This is a genomic window from Chitinophaga ginsengisoli, assembly GCF_003014595.1.
Lineage (GTDB): Bacteria > Bacteroidota > Bacteroidia > Chitinophagales > Chitinophagaceae > Chitinophaga > Chitinophaga ginsengisoli.
In genome coordinates, this window is the sequence record NZ_PYGK01000006.1 from 347,995 (window position 1) to 365,173 (window position 17,179).

11 protein-coding genes are annotated in these 17,179 nt (G+C 45.1%); 5 read left to right on the forward strand and 6 right to left on the reverse strand.

Translation table 11 applies throughout. The features are described 5' to 3' along the window. Positions 1-125 precede the first annotated feature (125 nt). The 3 genes from CLV42_RS17155 to CLV42_RS17165 are packed head-to-tail and all read left to right on the forward strand — an operon-like array spanning position 126 to position 5,858. A complete protein-coding gene (locus CLV42_RS17155) occupies positions 126-1,454 on the forward strand; it encodes a TolC family protein (RefSeq protein WP_106603147.1) in 1,329 nt (442 codons plus the stop codon). A gap of 54 nt (positions 1,455-1,508) precedes the next feature. Beyond that, positions 1,509-2,648, forward strand: a complete 1,140-nt coding sequence (locus CLV42_RS17160) for an efflux RND transporter periplasmic adaptor subunit (RefSeq protein ID WP_106603148.1) — start codon at positions 1,509-1,511, stop codon at positions 2,646-2,648. A 36-nt stretch (positions 2,649-2,684) separates the two neighbouring features. Then, complete coding sequence (locus tag CLV42_RS17165; RefSeq protein ID WP_106603149.1) at positions 2,685-5,858, forward strand: efflux RND transporter permease subunit; 3,174 nt, start codon at positions 2,685-2,687, stop codon at positions 5,856-5,858. Positions 5,859-5,931: 73 nt separating this feature from the next. On the opposite strand, the gene CLV42_RS17170 is transcribed toward CLV42_RS17165, so the two are convergent. Then, a complete protein-coding gene (locus CLV42_RS17170) occupies positions 5,932-6,345 on the reverse strand; it encodes a hypothetical protein (protein WP_106603150.1) in 414 nt (137 codons plus the stop codon). Positions 6,346-6,547: 202 nt separating this feature from the next. Continuing rightward, entirely contained in the window at positions 6,548-9,229 is a 2,682-nt protein-coding gene (locus CLV42_RS17175) for an AsmA family protein (protein WP_106603151.1), read from the reverse strand. 107 nt (positions 9,230-9,336) lie between these two features. On the opposite strand from CLV42_RS17175, the gene CLV42_RS17180 reads away from it, so the two are divergent. Beyond that, positions 9,337-9,927, forward strand: coding sequence for a TrmH family RNA methyltransferase (locus tag CLV42_RS17180; protein ID WP_106603152.1), 591 nt, complete (start codon positions 9,337-9,339; stop codon positions 9,925-9,927). A gap of 69 nt (positions 9,928-9,996) precedes the next feature. Here the strand turns inward: CLV42_RS17180 and CLV42_RS17185 are convergent, their stop codons facing one another. Together CLV42_RS17185 and CLV42_RS17190 are read right to left on the reverse strand one after the other, a co-directional pair. After that, positions 9,997-11,079 carry a fatty acid desaturase gene (locus tag CLV42_RS17185; RefSeq protein ID WP_106603153.1) on the reverse strand — a complete coding sequence of 361 codons (1,083 nt, stop codon included), beginning with the start codon at positions 11,077-11,079 and terminating at the stop codon, positions 9,997-9,999. Positions 11,080-11,316: 237 nt separating this feature from the next. Next, complete coding sequence (locus tag CLV42_RS17190; RefSeq protein WP_106603154.1) at positions 11,317-12,666, reverse strand: Fic family protein; 1,350 nt, start codon at positions 12,664-12,666, stop codon at positions 11,317-11,319. A gap of 147 nt (positions 12,667-12,813) precedes the next feature. Here CLV42_RS17190 and CLV42_RS17195 point away from each other — a divergent pair, with 147 nt between their 5' ends. Further along, on the forward strand, positions 12,814-13,197 hold the full coding sequence (locus CLV42_RS17195) for a hypothetical protein (protein ID WP_106603155.1): 384 nt from the start codon (positions 12,814-12,816) through the stop codon (positions 13,195-13,197). Positions 13,198-13,274: 77 nt separating this feature from the next. Here CLV42_RS17195 and CLV42_RS17200 read toward each other — a convergent pair whose 3' ends face one another. Both CLV42_RS17200 and CLV42_RS17205 read right to left on the reverse strand, forming a co-directional pair. Then, on the reverse strand, positions 13,275-15,683 hold the full coding sequence (locus CLV42_RS17200; RefSeq protein WP_106603156.1) for a ribonucleoside-diphosphate reductase subunit alpha: 2,409 nt from the start codon (positions 15,681-15,683) through the stop codon (positions 13,275-13,277). An 86-nt stretch (positions 15,684-15,769) separates the two neighbouring features. Next, positions 15,770-16,741: a ribonucleoside-diphosphate reductase small subunit gene (locus CLV42_RS17205; RefSeq protein WP_106603157.1), complete on the reverse strand. Its 972-nt coding sequence runs from the start codon at positions 16,739-16,741 to the stop codon at positions 15,770-15,772. Positions 16,742-17,179 lie beyond the last annotated feature (438 nt).

Here is a 17,179-nt window from a genome sequence, read left to right on the forward strand (position 1 = left end):
TGCCCGTCGTTTGCCGAGATTCACTTTAGCATCGAAATCCAAAATAGATCATTATATATATACCGGACAATATCGTCGTTGTCCTCCGATTGGTGTAAAGAAGAATCTGATTGTCAAAACCTTTTATGAAAAGAGTATTTTATCTGACCGCCGTACTAAGTGCAGTGCTGTACAACGCACCCTCTTATGCGCAAAAGGTCTCCGATTCATTGCTTCCTCAGGCAACCTTGCAGGCTTGCATTCAGTATGCACTTAACCATCAGCCCGTTGTGAAACAGGCCAGACTGGATGAAGACATCACTGAATATACCATTAAAGGTAAGCTTGCCGATTGGTATCCTCAGGTTGGGCTGGACTACAATCTGTACCACTACCTGAAGATCCCGACTTCCTATTTCAACGGTAACTATGCCCAGATTGGCGTTGCAAACTCCTCTGCGGCCCTGTTCCAGTGGAACCAGAACCTGTTTAACCGCGATCTCCTGCTGGCTGGCAGAACCGCCCGCGACGTCCGTAAACAGGCCAAACAGAACACTGAAAGCTACCGGATCGATGTGGTGGCCAATGTTACCAAGGCTTATTTTGACCTCCTGCTGACCCAGAAGCAGATCGATGTGCTGAATGAAGACATCACCCGCCTGGAACGCAGTCTGAAGGACGCCTATAACCAATACCAGGGAGGACTGGTGGATAAGACCGACTACAAACGGGCTACCATCTCTCTCAACAATACCCGCGCTCAGAAAAAGACGGGGGAGGAGCAGCTCAAAGCCCGTGAGGCTTACCTGCGTCAGTTGATGGGATATCCTGCTGCCGGCTCACTGCCACTGGTATATGATACCGTCCAGATGGCACAGAATGTACAGCTGGATACTACTGTTACCGTGGCTTATGATAACAGGATTGAAATGCAGTTGCTGCAAACCCAGAAAGTATTACAGGAAGCGGAACTGAAGTACAATAAATGGAGTTTCCTACCTACTGTGTCAGCTTTTGCCAACTATAGCTTCAACTACCTGAACCCGGAATTCCCGAAATTATACAGCAACAACCTTCCAAGTTCCCAGGTAGGGCTGAAGCTGTCCCTGCCGATCTTCCAGGGCTCTAAACGTATCTACAATATCCGTCAGTCGGAATTGCAGATAAAACGCATAGATCTGGATGTGGAAAACCTGCGCAATCAGATCAATACGGAGTACACACAGGCGATGTCTACCTATAAGGCCAATTTCAACCAGTTTATGGTGATGAAAGAGAACGTGGACCTCGCCCAGGAAGTGTATAACCTCATCGAATTGCAATACCGGGAAGGTGTGAAAACCTATCTTGAGGTGATCACTGCTCAGACCGACCTCCGCTCAGCGCAGCTCAATTATTATAATGCAATGTACACTGTGCTGTCAAGCAAGGTAGATCTGCAAAGGGCACTGGGAACAATATCAACTAACTACTAATAAGGAAACTGGCCAGGCCAACAGCCTGGTCATTGAAAGGACAAATATTTTCAGATGAAAACAAAGCAACACATTCTCCTCATTGGCGCTACAGGCTTATTTTACCTGGCTTCCTGTAAAGGCCCGGCTCAGAAAGCAGCCATGGTATTGCCTCCTACACCGGTAAGCGTTGTTCCTGCCGTTACAGGCACCGCTGTCTATTACGATAAATATCCCGCTACTGTAGTGGCATTGAACCAGGTAGAACTGCGTGCACAGGTATCAGGATATATTACCGGCATTTTCTTCAAAGAAGGTGAAGTGGTACAGAAAGGAAAACCGCTCTATGAAATAGACCGCCGTAAGTACGAAGCTTCTTACCGTCAGGCAGAAGCAAGCATTGCCCAGGCAAAGGCGAATCTTACCAAGGCGCAGAAAGATGCAGACCGTTACCATAAACTGGCAGAGCAGGATGCGATTGCCCGTCAGACGTTGGACAATGCGGATGCAGCGCTGGACGTAAGCCGCAGCCAGCTGGCCGCAGCTGAAGCATCGTTACTGGCAGCACGTACAGATCTCGATTACTCCATTATAAAAGCGCCTTTCACTGGCCGTATAGGTATTTCACAGGTGAAACTGGGCGCACAGGTGAGTGCAGGAACCACATTGTTGAATACAATGTCTTCCGAAAACCCTATCGCAGTAGATTTCGTGGTAAATGAAAATGATATTCCACGCTTCTCTGCCCTGCAGGGTAAGGCAGTAGCCGCTGGTGATTCTACTTTCCGCCTGCAGCTGCCTAATGGAAAACCATATGATGAACCAGGCCGTATCGCTGTCATTGACCGCGGCGTGGATAACCTGACTGCTACCATCAAAGTACGTATCGAATTCAACAACCCTAAAGGCGAACTGAAAGAAGGGATGAGCGGTGTAATGAATGTCCTGAACGATCAGTCAGGCGATCGCGTGATCATTCCTTACAAATCAGTGGTAGAACAGATGGGCGAATTCTTCGTATTCGTTGCGAAAGATACCGTTGCAGAGCAGCGTAAAATACATCTCGGTCCTCGTATGAGAGACAGGATCGTAGTGATGGACGGTGTACAACAGGGAGACCTGATCGTGACCGAAGGGCTGAACCGTTTACGCGATGGTGGTAAAATTGATACCACTACCGTGAAAAAAGCTCCGGATGCAGCCGCCAAGAAATAGATAACAGTTTGAGTTTGAATCAATAGAAGAAGAAACATGATTGCAAATACTTTTATACGCAGACCGGTTACCGCAATAGTGATATCTGTTGTGCTGGTGCTGGTGGGCTTGCTGGCCATGAACAGCCTGCCGATTGGTCAGTACCCGGAAATTTCTCCTCCCACTGTACAGGTAACTGGCACCTATATCGGTGCGGATGCCCAGACCGTTGAACAAACAACGGCCACTCCTGTGGAAGTACAGGTGAATGGTACGCCCGGTATGACCTATATGACCAGTAATAGTACCAACAGTGGGGCTATGAGCTTGACCGTTAACTTTGAGGTAGGTACCGATATCAATATCGCGGCGCTGGACGTACAGAACCGCGTAGGTATCGCACAGCCAACCCTGCCTCAGGAAGTACAACGTCTGGGTCTTACAGTAAGAAAGCGTAATCCCAGTATCCTCATGCTGGTGGCTTTATATTCTCCCAATGGAACACACGACGTAACATTCCTTGATAACTATACCAACGTATACATCAAAGACGCCTTGCTGCGTGCGAAAGGGGTGGGTGATATCTTCACCCGTGCTGACGATTTCAGTATGCGTATATGGCTGAAACCCGACAAGCTGGCCCAGATGGGAGTAACAGCAGAGGAAGTAAGAGCAGCTATCACTGAACAGAATGCGCAGATCTCCGCTGGTACAGTAGGAGCCCCTCCGCAGAAAACCGGGCAAACATATGAGTATACCATTTTCGTAAAAGGCCGTCTCGTTACAGCTGAGGAATTTGGTAACATCATTATCAAAACCCGTCCGGAAGATGGCGCAGTTGTATACCTGAAAGATGTAGCCCGCGTACAGCTGGGCAAATTCAGCTACAGTAACAACTCTTATGTAGATGGTAAAAGGGCTTCCTACCTGCTGGTATACCAGGCTCCGGGCAGTAACGCGATCGAGACTGCAGAAGCAGTATATGAAACAATGGCTCAGCTGAAAAAATCCTTCCCTAAGGATGTAGACTATGTAGTACCGTTCGAATCAGTTTCCGTTATCCAGGTGTCTATCCATGAGGTAGTGGAAACACTGCTGGAAGCCTTGGCGCTGGTGGTAGTCGTGGTGTTCCTCTTCCTGCAAAGCTGGAGGGCGACTATTATTCCCGTACTGGCAATCCCGGTGTCCATTATCGCGACATTCATTTTCTTCATACCACTCGGATTTACCATCAATACCCTGACCCTGTTCGGTTTCGTACTGGCCATTGGTATAGTGGTGGATGATGCCATTGTGGTGGTGGAAGCGGTCCAGCATAATATGGACCATGAGCAGATGACGCCGAAGGAGGCTACCTATGCAGCGATGCAGGAGATTTCCGGACCGGTGATCGCTATTGCGCTGATCCTGGCCGCGGTATTCGTACCGGTAGGATTTATACCAGGTATCGTAGGACGTCTCTACCAGCAGTTTGCGATCACTATCGCTATCTCCGTATTGATCTCCGCTTTCGTGGCATTATCCCTCACGCCGGCATTATGTACGCTGATTCTGCGACCAATGCACCTGGATAAGGATTCCAAGGGTCTGAACAAATTCTTCTTCAAATTCAATACATGGTTTAGTCATGTAACCAGCCGTTACTCACTGGGTGTAAAGAAAAGTATCCGCGGAGCGCGATATTTGCTGATACTCCTGATCTGTATCGTGGTAGGTACTGTGATGTTATTCAGGGGGAAACCTACAGGCTTTATTCCTACGGAAGATGATGGCCGTATATACATCACTTTTGACCTGCCGGAATCAGCTTCTACTGAGCGTACTATCTCAGTAATGACACAGATGATGCATTCACTGGATAGCGTAAAAGCGATCGGTCACTACGCAGCCCTCGGCGGTCTGAACGTAGTAAGCTTCGCAACGAAATCCAACAGTGGCACCATCTTCTGTCAGCTGAGACCATGGGATGAACGTAAGGATAAATCACAGCAGATATTTGCGCTTGTGGGACAGTTACAGGCAAGACTATCAAGATTTAAAGAGGCCAATGTGGTAGTAATTCCTCCGCCGGCTATCCCGGGTCTGGGTTCTACAGCAGGTTTCTCCTTCATCCTTCAGCAGCGGGCCGGTGGTGGCGATATTAAGGAATTTGAAGGCGTATTGCAGAAATTCACAATGGCCATCAACCAGCGTCCGGAAATAGCAAGGGCATTCTCCTTCTTTACCGCACGTACTCCTGGTTACCAGCTGGAAATAGATCGTGAAAAAGCCAAGAAGATGGGTGTACAGATATCCTCTATCGCTACTGCGTTACAGACATATCTGGGTAGTGCGTATGTGAACGATTTCACAGTATACGGACGTAACTTCCGTGTGGTAACACAAGCTGACTCCACTTACCGTGGCGATATCAAAGATCTGTCCCAATACTTTGTCCGTAACTCTTCTGGTACAATGGTGCCGTTGAGTGCGTTGACATCCTATAAAGTGACAGAAAGCGCGCCGGTAATTTCGCACTATAACCTCTTCCGCTCCGCAGAAATAAATGGTAGCCCTGCTCCTGGTTATAGTAGTGGTGACGCCATCAAGGCACTGCAGGAAGTTGCTGCACAGGTACTGCCTGAAGGTTATGGATATGAGTTCTCCGGTTTGAGCCGTGAGGAGCTACTGTCAGGATCGAAGACGGTTTACATTTTCGCGCTGTCTATCGTATTCGTATTCCTCTTCCTGGCAGCCCTTTATGAAAGCTGGTCCGTACCATTCTCCGTACTGCTGGCCGTACCTATCGGAGCCTTTGGTGCGATCCTGACGCTGACTTTTCTGCCAAGCCTGACCAACAACGTGTACGCGCAGATTGGTTTGATCACACTGATTGGTCTGTCAGCAAAGAACGCGATCCTGATCGTGGAATTTGCGAAAGAACGTGTGGACAGGGGGATGGAACTGGTAACCGCAACGGTGGAAGCGGCCAAGCTGCGTTTGCGTCCTATCATCATGACGTCTCTGGCATTCCTGTTAGGTATTATGCCGCTGGTAGTATCCAGTGGTGCAGGTGCAGAATCCCGTAAAACAATGGGTTGGACAGTGTTAGGTGGTATGTTTACCGCTACCTTCCTGGCTATCTTTATTGTACCGGTATTGTTTGTAACTATTACCCGCCTGGCTTACGGTAAAGAGAAACTGAAGGCTATGCAGGACAATTATAAAGCAATGCAGCATCACGATGTATAAACGGAAAACTATTGCATAGAAAAGGCGGCTCGTGCTTACGGGCCGCCTTTATTTATTTAGAACTATTCTGGGCTTATTTGATGGTCATGGCAAAAAAGATTACTGATGCCAGAATGGATGTGGCAATCATTACCAACAGGGCAATGAGTAATATCTTCCAGCCGATATGTACTCTCATCTGGTGAGATGGAGGTACGATATCTTCAAAACGGACAGCTTTTCTCTTTGTATACCAGTTAGAAGTAACAGCAGGTGCTCCGGTTTCTAATGCAATCTTTTGCAGAATATCCGTTTTCAGGTGAGCAGGAGGCAAGGCCGCTTCTTTGAAGGCCAGGCGCTCAAGCTTACGCTCGATCTCCTCTTTTTCGGTCTGTAGTTCCGGGAAAATATCCAGATAGAACTCATACTCAGATTCTTCTTCCGGTGTAGCGAATCCAAGGAGTACTTTTTCGAGATTTCCATCTGATATGTAACGCTCGTAGTCCATAGTTGTGATGAGGGTATTTTCTCAAGTTAACACATCCGCCTACGGGGGATGGAGAAATATGCTTATTTATCCGTTCTGCGAATTTGGTGAAAAACTTAGAGAAAAAGTTGTCCAAACTAGCGAAATGGTGAACAGTAGTAAAAAATGTAAAAAACCGGTCTGAAGGGAAGTTCTCAGACCGGTTTTACTTTGACAGATTATTTTAGTTTGTTTTCTTCTTGTTGAACAGGTTACCGATCGTGTTCTTTACAGCCTGTCCTGCCTGTTTGCCGGCATCCTGTAAAGGAGCTGATTTAGTACCAGTTGTATCTTTCTGGCCGGTCAGCTGTTTCGTGATCTCATTTTTTACACCCGCAATGGCATTGTTCTTCACTGATGTCAAGGTATCCTTCAGGGCTGTTTTCACAGTATCCACCTTATTCTTTACAAGTGTGGATGCCTGGTCTTTCAGGTTGTTCAGCGTACCTGAAGCAGTTTCCTGCAGGTCAGTCTTGTACGTTGGTTTCATGATATTACCACCCAGTAGTACATTCAGGTGAACGCTGTCGCTAACGTTAACAGGAATACCTTTGCTGCTTGCTTTTGACGCCAGGCTGGTGATCAGGGCATCGCCCTGTTTGCCGATCACGCTGCGTGGGAGGGTCATCTGCAGGGTATAGTCCAGTGACTGGTCGAAGCCATGAGAACCGCCTACCAGCATGCTGATATTACTGAAATTCACTTTGAACGGATTTACTTTCACGCGGCCGTTCTCAAAAGCGAAATAGGTCTTGATATCCTTCAGGGAAAGATTTTTCAGCTGGGTAACGTTCAGTGTACTAGCCAGTTGGTCCACCGGTGCAAATTTCTGCAATGCACCTTCCAGTACCAGCAGGTCGCCGTCGCCGGTCAGGCTGCTCAACAGCGGCATCATATCTTTTCCCAGTTTGCCGGTGAGTTCCAGCTTGGAATTGATCTTACCATTCAGGAACTTACCCACAGGCATGAGGGCCTGTACAGTGTTGAAGGCATTGAAAGTCTGCTGCACGTCTACGTTCTGTACGTTGTAGGACATATTGATGTCCGGAGTTGTCTTACTGTTTTTAGTGCTATAGCTACCATTTACTTCCATGTTACCTTGCAGGGCATTTGCCTTGATCTGCTGCATGGAAACGGTTTCGTCTTTCAGTAACAGGTTACCGGAAAGGTTGGACATATCCAGTTTATCGTAATGCACTTTATCTACCTGTGCCTGTAAAGCGAAGTTCAGGTTGGCCGGAACAGCGAAAGGAGCGCTGGCGGTATCAGCAGGTTTTTCAGCTGTTGTTGTTTCAGTGGTGCCCATCCATTTGTCCAGGTTCACCTGATCTGCTTTAACAGCCAGTTTACCGTCTAGCGGCTGATTTTTCAGTACGTAGGCCAGCATATTATTCACTTCACCGTTTGCCTGGAAGTTAGTACCCAGGTATTGTCCGTCGAACTTAGATACGGTTACATTCTTCGGATTGAACTGCATGGCGAGGGTGTTCACCTTTACACCATCTGGATAATCCTTACTGCGGTACAGCAGATTGCTTACCAGGATGTTTCCTGCAGCATAGAATTTATCGTATGCCTGTTTCTCAATAGCGCTCATATTTCCTTTTGCGCTTACATCTGCATCTACCAAACCACTCAGGGCGGTACCTTCATCCAGTTTTACAAACTGGGATACTTTGGAGAGGTCCAGTTTACCTTTTGCAGCACCATCCACATACATGTCGGAGATAGGCGTTTTTACCAGCAGGCGCATATCCAACGGGGTATTGTCCATTTCTACGTGTGCAGAAGACATGTCTACCACAGTATGATCGGGAACACCATCTGGGTTCTTCACGCTCATTTTAACCTGGATATTCTTCACTGGTTTAGGCAGATCAGGATATTGGAAGAAACCATCCTTTACGGCCAGGTTCAGACCAAAGGCAGGCATCTGGGTGGCGCTGTAGGTGCCTTTTACGTAACCGTCAAAAGCAGCGGTACCCTCAGTCTTGATTTTGTCGAAATCCTGCATGAAAATAGCCGGTACGAGAGAGAGGATATCTTTGAATTTAGTAGATGGCGCCTTCATGGCAAGGTCCATACCATAAGTGCTGTCATTCACCAGTTTAAAGAAGCCCTGGAAAGCCAGTTCCAGGTTATTCAGTGTAGCCTTTCCTTTCTGGAAGGTATAAGTGCTGGTTTTGTTATCTACCTGTATATCAGCGTCCATGGTTGTTTTGGTACGCAGCAGGTAGGGGATGAGCCCATAGCGGAAGGTAATACCTTCAGCCTGGGTGTTGGTCTGCAGGGTAAAAAGGTCCTGTGTGAAGTCGCCTTTTCCCTGGTGGTCCAATCCTTCTATTAGTAAAGCCATATCACCCTGCTGATCATCATAGCGGATGGTGGCATCTTCGATACTATATTTCTGGAGGTTCAGGGCGAATTTGGAGGAGGCGGTATCTGCCGGAGTAGCCTGTACGGTATCAGGCTTCATAATATCCCAGTTCACCAGTCCCTGTTTATTGATAATAGCGTGTACTCTTGGTTCCTGGATGCTTACGTTGTAAATATCCATTTTATCTCCTTTGATAACGCTCATAAGGTTCAGTGCGAGGTCGATCTTCTTTATTGAAACCAGTGTATCGCCAGCAAAAGGGGCACGGTTTACAACGCTCAGGTCTTCCAATGCTACAGCCAGTCTGGGGAAATGTCTTATAAGGCTGATATCCACATCTTTAAAGTCGACGTCTGCAACGAGTTGCTTGTTCAGTTCCGTCTTTACGAGAGACATGATCTTGCCTTTGAAGAAGTAAGGGATGGCAATTGCTGCTATAACCAATACCAGCAAGAAGATTCCTACGATTTTGAGGATTTTTTTGAACATGTTTTAGATAAATGTTTTTTATTATGTATGAAGGTAACAAGGAAAACCCGTATTCGAAAGTTTGATTTAGGTTAAATTTGCCCCGTGAAATTAATACAATCTTTATTATGACGCCGGAACGCAGGGAAAGGTTACTATCCGTATTAAATAAAAGACAGGCAGGTCTTACCGTTGTACTGGAAAATGTACAGGACCCGCACAATATTTCAGCTGTAATGCGTACCTGTGATGCCGTAGGTATCCAGGAGATCTATGTTCTGAACAACAAGATCGCCCGGCATAAGAAATGGGGCGCCAGGAGTTCCTCCAGCGCTGCCAAATGGCTGACCATTCATCAGTTCTCCGATACGGCAGAATGTGTAGCTGCTCTCCGACAAAAATATGATAAGATCTTTACCACACATCTTGCTGCGGATGCAGTGAGCCTGTACGAGATTGATTTCACCGGTTCAGTGGCGTTAGTATTTGGGAATGAACATGACGGTGTAAGTGACGAGGTCCGTGCACTGGCAGATGGGAATTTTATCATTCCCCAGGTAGGGATTATTAAGTCGCTGAATATATCTGTAGCGTGTGCGGTGAGTATTTATGAGGCGTTAAGGCAAAGGACAATTGCGGGTTGTTATGAAAAGAGAAATCTGCCAGATGGGCAGTTTGAAGCGTTACTGGAGAAATGGGGATTTGAGGAAGAGGAATAAACTTCAGTATTATTCAATAAAAAAGGCGCTTATACATGATGCATAAGCGCCTTTTTTATTGAATATATCTTATCTGGCAGCTGTTCCGGGTTGCACAATAGCCAGCTTCGTCCGTTTTACTTCTTCGAGGTAAGGATTCCTGTGAGTCTCTATGAACTGCTTCTTTGCATCACGGCAGGAACTCACACCTCCAATAAATTTCAGGGTCCTGATGTAATACCAGGCGAGATCAATTTGCCCTGGTAAAAAGCCCGACCTTGCACTGGCAGGATAAAGATGATGGTTGTTATGCCATTCTCCTGCAACGATTCCCGGCCACCACTGATTGATGGACTTATCTTTTGTATTAAAGTCAAACCCAACTACTTGCTTATCTTCTCCCTTAGCATGCCCTTCATAATTGAAAGTTCTTACACCTACGCCCCATACACAGGCGCCAGCCAGCAGTGCTGCTACCAGGTAAAATCCGCCAATAAGGTAAAATACAGCGATCCAAAATGCCCAGTTTGCAAATGTGGTAATCACCGTTCTTAAAGGGTGTGCTACAGATCCCCATTTAAGATAGCCTTCATAGCTATTGGCTTTTACGCCTGTATGGCTTAACATAGCCGCTACTTTTTTATAATCTTCTTCACTTAGATTTTTAGCTATTGGCTGATGGTTGGCATCTGCCAGGAAGCAGTATAAAAAGCCACCCTCTGCATTATAGGGATCACCTGGTTCATCTGACAAAGCATGATGCACATGGTGTGATACAACATAAACTTCTTCTGCCAGCATCTTAATTACGAGGTTAGCTGTAAGAAAGCGCCAGAATTTATTGCTGAACTGGTAAGCCTGGTGAGTACCATAGCGGTGGTACCAGATGGTGCCATGTGTCCCAATGAAAATCATCCCATACACAAAAGCCGCCAGCAAATACCAGATATTAAAATCCTGTACCTGCATCACAGTAAAAATAATGACGAACGGAGCAAGCAGCAGAATACAGAGCCAGGAGAAAAACGGCAGCCAGTTTTTACGGGAGGCCATAATATTAATTCTGCGGAAAAATTCGGTAAACAGTTGTCTAACAGTTGGCTTCACAAGTAAACCATTGCTGTCTTTCCAACCATAGCTGGGAACAGCCAATACATTCTCAATAAATGACATACTTTTAGTATAAACAGTTGTAAATAAGTTTCATAGGACCCACCAAAGGAAAAAAGGAGACTAATGTGAGAGCAATAAAGGAAAGAATAATAGTTATACTACAATGTAAAAAATATAATTCGCATACAAGATGGCTCTAATCATTGATCTGAGCTAAATATAAGCATAAATCACAGATCTATATGTTAAAGTTATCAAAATGTGTGGAATGGAGCGGGCAGGACTGCCAACGATTGTCTAAATCTTTACCCCACTTTTCTCCTGCATTTCTTCAAATACATGCTGAATACAAATCTTTACAATTGCCTCCATCTCATCTTTTGTTAATGCTTCCGGATATTTTTTAGTGGTGAGAACCAGGCCTTTGTAACCGACAATGTATTCATATTTTTCAAATTGCACGTTGATCAAAGATTCTACGGAAAATGAGGTGCTCTCATTGCGCTTGAAGTCAATAAGCGAATATTGCAGCGAAAGGCTATGGATTATGTCTTTATCGTGACTAGCCTCAAATTCAAGTATAAAACCAGGAAACCCTGATACAGAATTATATGCAGTTTCGTTGAATAACTTTCTGTTAATGATAGGCGTTTCCTGTGTTTTCCAGAAGAGATCATTAAACTGCTCGTGTTGGTATTTAAATAGCAAAAACAGTTGTCCTATTGAATTGGCATATAGATGATTGATATCAATATTATCACGATTGGCAGTTTCGGATTTTTTATTTGTCAAATGTTTTCTCCAAATGTCAATCTGTTTTTTCAGATCGTCATTTTCTAATACGGATAGTCCTTTTGCCGCATTTATGCTCAAATCGAGACTCCATATCAGTTGTTGAGAAATATATTCTATAAAAGGTTCCGGATTCCCGCTATCTGCGTCAGCCAACACCTGCAAATACTCTTTTTTATTTGCAGACTTAATCACTACAGGAGGGAGGTCATGCCTAAACAAAACATAATTCATCAACAACCTCGATAGCCTTCCATTACCATCATCAAACGGATGTATACGCACAAAATGATAATGCAGCATCGCTGCTAACACTACAGGATGTAGCTCATTCTTTTCCTCTTCTTCCCGCAACCACATCATTAATTCTCCCATCTTTATCGGCGTCTCTTCCGGAGATGCATAATGGAACATTTCTCCGTTTGGCAGACGTACAGAATTAGGATATTCTTTGTAATTCCCTACTTTGATTTCACGCCGTGTATGCTGCCCATCCTGCGTGATAGCATCTTTCCAGAAAGGACGAACTAATAATAGTGAGTGCAGATTTTTAATGACAGTTTCATTCAATGGTCTTTCATGATCAGTCGCTAACTCTTTTATCAGCTCATAGGCAACATCATGGCCTTTCATTTCTTCATATTCCCTTAGCTCGTGATTCCCTGTTGTTCTGTCGAAGATCAGTAATAGCTCCGTTTCGCCATATGTAAGTGTATTACCTTCCAGGTGATTGGAATTGTAGTTGAATTCCAGCCTGAACTTTTTGTCAAGTCTTTGCTGGTATTCAGCTTTCATGGGAAGAAGTTGCCTTAACTGTTCAGTTAACAGTGTTACTTTTTCAACGCCGGATGTCATCTGCCATAATTTGTTTAAAATTACCCAATTGAGATAAAGCGGAGAAATTCATTTACTCAATCCCATAGAGTACTCATCCATTCTGTTCATTATTCTCCTTAAATTACTATTGATATACCCTAAATGTTGACTCAAAACCCAATCTCCATGAAAGCACTATCTATGTCCCTGCTTTTCGTTTTGGCATCGTTCGTATTTTCATCATTTAAGCCACTGCCGGCGGCCATGACTACAAGCACAGCGAAATTCGCTGCTGATGGCACACTCGTTGGTTACCAGATCGATGGTACATCGTATGCTTATTTCTTTTCTGCAGATCTTTCTGCCACTTCTCCTTACCCGATCACACAAATTTCTGTGTCCCGTTTATCAGGAGAATCATTAACGGTAGTAGGATTTTCCGGAAGTGTTGTACGTGCACCATTCCTGCATTTCAACATCAATGGAACAGCTACAGTAACATTCATCGACAATGGCACAACGGTAACAAAGAACCTGACAGGATTTATTGAAGGTGGTATCCTTGAATAAGCCTTCTAAGCCGTAAAAAGAGAAACGCCGTTCGTTTATAGCGAACGGCGTTTCTTATAATGATAGCTGTTATTTCATCATGCACTGCAGGTTACACAACCTTCTTCCATCGTACATACCGCACCTTCTACAAATTCAACTTCATCCAGTTTGGAATCAACAGTTGATTTCGCATTTTTTGCTTCTGCTTTCTTTTCCACCATTGGTTCCATCTGCTGACCACCTTGTTTCTCAACAGTGAACTGTACCGCCTGTGCAGCAGCTTGTGTACGCAGGTAGTACATACCTGTTTTCAGACCTTTCTTCCATGCGTAGAAGTGCATAGAGGTCAGTTTAGCTGCAGATGGTGTGTCAACGAACAGGTTCAGTGACTGTGACTGGCAGATGAATGCACCGCGATCTGCTGCCATGTCGATGATAGTACGCTGTTTGATCTCCCACACTGTTTTGTACAGCTCTTTGATCTGCGTTGGGATCTCCGGAATATGCTGGATAGATCCGTTGGAAGTAATGATCTTGTTCTTCATATCATTATCCCACAGTCCCAGTTCTACCAGGTCTTTCAGCAGGTGTTTATTTACTACTACGAACTCACCGCTCAATACGCGACGGGTGTAGATGTTTGAAGTGTAAGGCTCAAAACATTCGTTGTTACCCAGGATCTGAGAAGTAGATGCAGTAGGCATTGGCGCCAGCAACAGGGAGTTGCGGATACCATGTTTCTTGATCTCGCCTTTCAGCGCTGTCCAGTCCCAACGTGGAGATGGTGTTACACCCCACATATCGAACTGCAGGATACCTTTAGATGCAGGTGAACCTTCGTAAGTTTCATAAGCGCCGTCTTGTATAGCCAGGTCTTTGGATGCAGTCAGTGCAGCAAAGTAGATGGTTTCAAAGATCTCACTGTTCAGTTGTTTCGCTTCTTCACTTTCGAATGGATAACGCATCAGGATAAAGGCATCAGCCAGACCCTGTACGCCCAGACCGATAGGACGGTGACGCAGGTTACTGTTACGTGCTTCATCAACAGGGTAGAAGTTGTTGTCGATGATACGGTTCAGGTTCAGCGCAGCCTGATAAGTTACTTCATATAATTTCTCATGATCGAATTTACCATCTATCACGAAGCGTGGTAATGCCAGTGAAGCCAGGTTACATACTGCTACTTCATTTGCATCGGTATATTCAATGATCTCTGTACACAGGTTGGAACTCTTGATAGTACCCAGGTTCTGCTGATTGGATTTGCGGTTAGCTGAATCTTTATACAGCAGATAAGGAGTACCGGTTTCGATCTGTGCATCGAGTATAGCAAACCAGAGGTCCTGTGCTTTTACTGTTTTACGTGCACGTTTCTCCTGCTCATATTTTGAGTAGAGTTTTTCGAACTCTTCACCCCAGCACTCATGCAGTCCTGGTGCTTCATGAGGACAGAACAGGCTCCACTCGCCATTTTCCTCTACACGTTTCATGAACAGGTCAGGCATCCACAGCGCGTAGAAGAGGTCTCTTGCACGCATCTCTTCCTTACCGTGGTTCTTACGCAGGTCGAGGAATTCGAAGATGTCAGCATGCCATGGTTCCAGGTAGATAGCGAAAGCGCCTTTACGTTTACCACCGCCCTGGTCTACATAACGTGCAGTATCGTTGAATACACGCAGCATCGGGATGATGCCATTAGAAGTACCGTTAGTACCACTGATGTAAGAACCGGTAGCACGGATATTATGAATGCTCAGACCAATACCGCCAGCGCTCTGGGAAATCTTTGCAGTCTGTTTCAGTGTATCGTAGATACCCTCGATACTGTCGTCCTGCATGGTGAGCAGGAAGCAGCTGGACATCTGTGGTTTAGGTGTACCAGCATTGAAGAGGGTAGGAGTAGCGTGTGTGAACCAGCGCTCACTCATCAGGTTGTATGTCTTGATAGCAGACTCGATATCTGTTTTATGAATACCAACAGATACACGCATGAACATATGCTGCGGACGTTCTGCTACTTTACCATCTACTTTCAGCAGATAAGAGCGTTCCAGTGTTTTGAAACCGAAATAATCGAACGCAAAATCACGGTCATAGATGATGCTGGAATCCAGGATCTCAGCATTTTTTCTGATGATCTCATATACATCGTCAGCAATCAGCGGAGCAGGTTTACCTACTTTAGGATCGATGTATTCATACAGCGTCTTCATTGTTTTAGAGAATGATTTCACTGTATTTTTATGGAGATTGCTCACCGCAATGCGCGATGCAAGCAAGGCATAGTCAGGATGTTTTGTAGTAAGCGATGCTGCTGTTTCTGCAGCCAGATTATCAAGCTCGCTTGTAGTCACTCCGTCATATAAACCCTGTATCACTTTCTTAGCTACATCGATAGCATCTACATATTCCGCATTCAGTCCGTAGCAGAGCTTTTCGACACGAGCAGTAATCTTGTCAAACTTAACAGCTTCTTTGTGGCCGTCGCGCTTAATTACAAACATGGGTAAGTGAATTTAAGAGGTTGAGTAATATATGAATTATGGTTAGTTGGCAAATTGTGCAATAGCATGCAATTATTATGCCTTTATTAGAAATCTTCGTCCAGGCTGAAGGTTTGTGTATCCTTGCCAGACATCACACCTGCTTTCTGGTAGTCGCCCACTCTCTTTTCAAAGAAGTTGGTCTTACCCTGCAGGGAAATCATTTCCATAAAGTCAAACGGATTTGCCGTATTAAATATTTTAGCATAGCCCAGTTCACTTAACCAGCGGTCAGCAACAAACTCGATATATTCGGCCATTAGTTTGCTGTTCATTCCGATCAGTGCTACAGGTAATGCATCGATGATAAATTCTTTTTCAATGGAAACAGCATCACGGATGATCGTGTGTACCTGCTCCTCAGATAATTTGTTTTCCAGCATGCTATATAACAGACAGGCAAACTCACAGTGCAATCCTTCATCACGGCTGATCAGCTCATTGGAGAAGGTCAGTCCCGGCATTAATCCTCTCTTCTTGAGCCAGAAGATAGAGCAGAAACTACCACTGAAGAAGATACCTTCCACAGCTGCAAATGCTACCAGGCGCTCAGCGAAGTTGCCATTCTCGATCCAGCGGAGTGCCCACTCTGCTTTTCTCTTTACTGCAGGTACAGTATCAATAGCATGGAACAGACGATCCTTTTCTGACGGATCCTTTACATAAGTATCTATTAGTAACGCATATGTTTCCGAGTGAATGTTTTCCATCATGATCTGGAAACCATAGAAGCAACGAGCTTCCGGTAACTGCACTTCGCTCATGAAGTTAACAGCCAGGTTCTCATTCACAATACCATCACTTGCGGCAAAAAAAGCTAATACGTGTGTAATGAAATGACGTTCCCCATCATTCAGATTATTCCAGTCCTTCATGTCTGCACTCAGATCAATCTCCTCTGCTGTCCAGAAACTTGCCTCATGTTGCTTGTACTTCTCCCATACCTTCGGATAGTTGATAGGCAGCAGTACAAATCTGTCTTTGTTTTCCTTTAAAAGCAGTTCATTCTCTAAATTCATCACTCAGTAAATTTTATATGGTTAACGTATACAGATAGAAAGGACATGACGGAGATGTTATTCCCACGTTATATAGTATTGAACCCTTTCTTGATACCCTTTGATACGTGCGTGTTCCGACCGAATTTCATGTGCCTGCTGGTTGTAAAAGTCCTGCCTGGCTACCGGGGGGTGTTCATTCATATCCCTGGAGACTAACAATCGTGTCGTGAACTGATACAAATGTACACATGAATGAAAACCCGCCACTTTTTAGTTTTTAACAGCCTGTGGAAAAACAGCTGATGAATTTCGAAGACATACTATGATAGCGCGCTCAGGCGAAAAGGGATTATTGGTAAATTTATAATCCACATCTTCCGCACAGCAACTTATTTAAGTAGCGGGATATGGGCCGAAAGTTTTGTTAAATCCTCCCGTGGAAATTGACTTTCAGCT

Coding starts and splice junctions, on each gene's coding strand:
- CLV42_RS17160 (WP_106603148.1), top strand. CDS start 1,509: ATGAAAACAAAGCAACACATTCTCCTCATTGGCGCTACAGGCTTATTT.
- CLV42_RS17185 (WP_106603153.1), bottom strand. CDS start 11,079: ATGTCATTTATTGAGAATGTATTGGCTGTTCCCAGCTATGGTTGGAAA.
- CLV42_RS17175 (WP_106603151.1), bottom strand. CDS start 9,229: ATGTTCAAAAAAATCCTCAAAATCGTAGGAATCTTCTTGCTGGTATTG.
- CLV42_RS17195 (WP_106603155.1), top strand. CDS start 12,814: ATGAAAGCACTATCTATGTCCCTGCTTTTCGTTTTGGCATCGTTCGTA.
- CLV42_RS17170 (WP_106603150.1), bottom strand. CDS start 6,345: ATGGACTACGAGCGTTACATATCAGATGGAAATCTCGAAAAAGTACTC.
- CLV42_RS17205 (WP_106603157.1), bottom strand. CDS start 16,741: ATGAATTTAGAGAATGAACTGCTTTTAAAGGAAAACAAAGACAGATTT.
- CLV42_RS17190 (WP_106603154.1), bottom strand. CDS start 12,666: ATGACATCCGGCGTTGAAAAAGTAACACTGTTAACTGAACAGTTAAGG.
- CLV42_RS17180 (WP_106603152.1), top strand. CDS start 9,337: ATGACGCCGGAACGCAGGGAAAGGTTACTATCCGTATTAAATAAAAGA.
- CLV42_RS17165 (WP_106603149.1), top strand. CDS start 2,685: ATGATTGCAAATACTTTTATACGCAGACCGGTTACCGCAATAGTGATA.
- CLV42_RS17155 (WP_106603147.1), top strand. CDS start 126: ATGAAAAGAGTATTTTATCTGACCGCCGTACTAAGTGCAGTGCTGTAC.
- CLV42_RS17200 (WP_106603156.1), bottom strand. CDS start 15,683: ATGTTTGTAATTAAGCGCGACGGCCACAAAGAAGCTGTTAAGTTTGAC.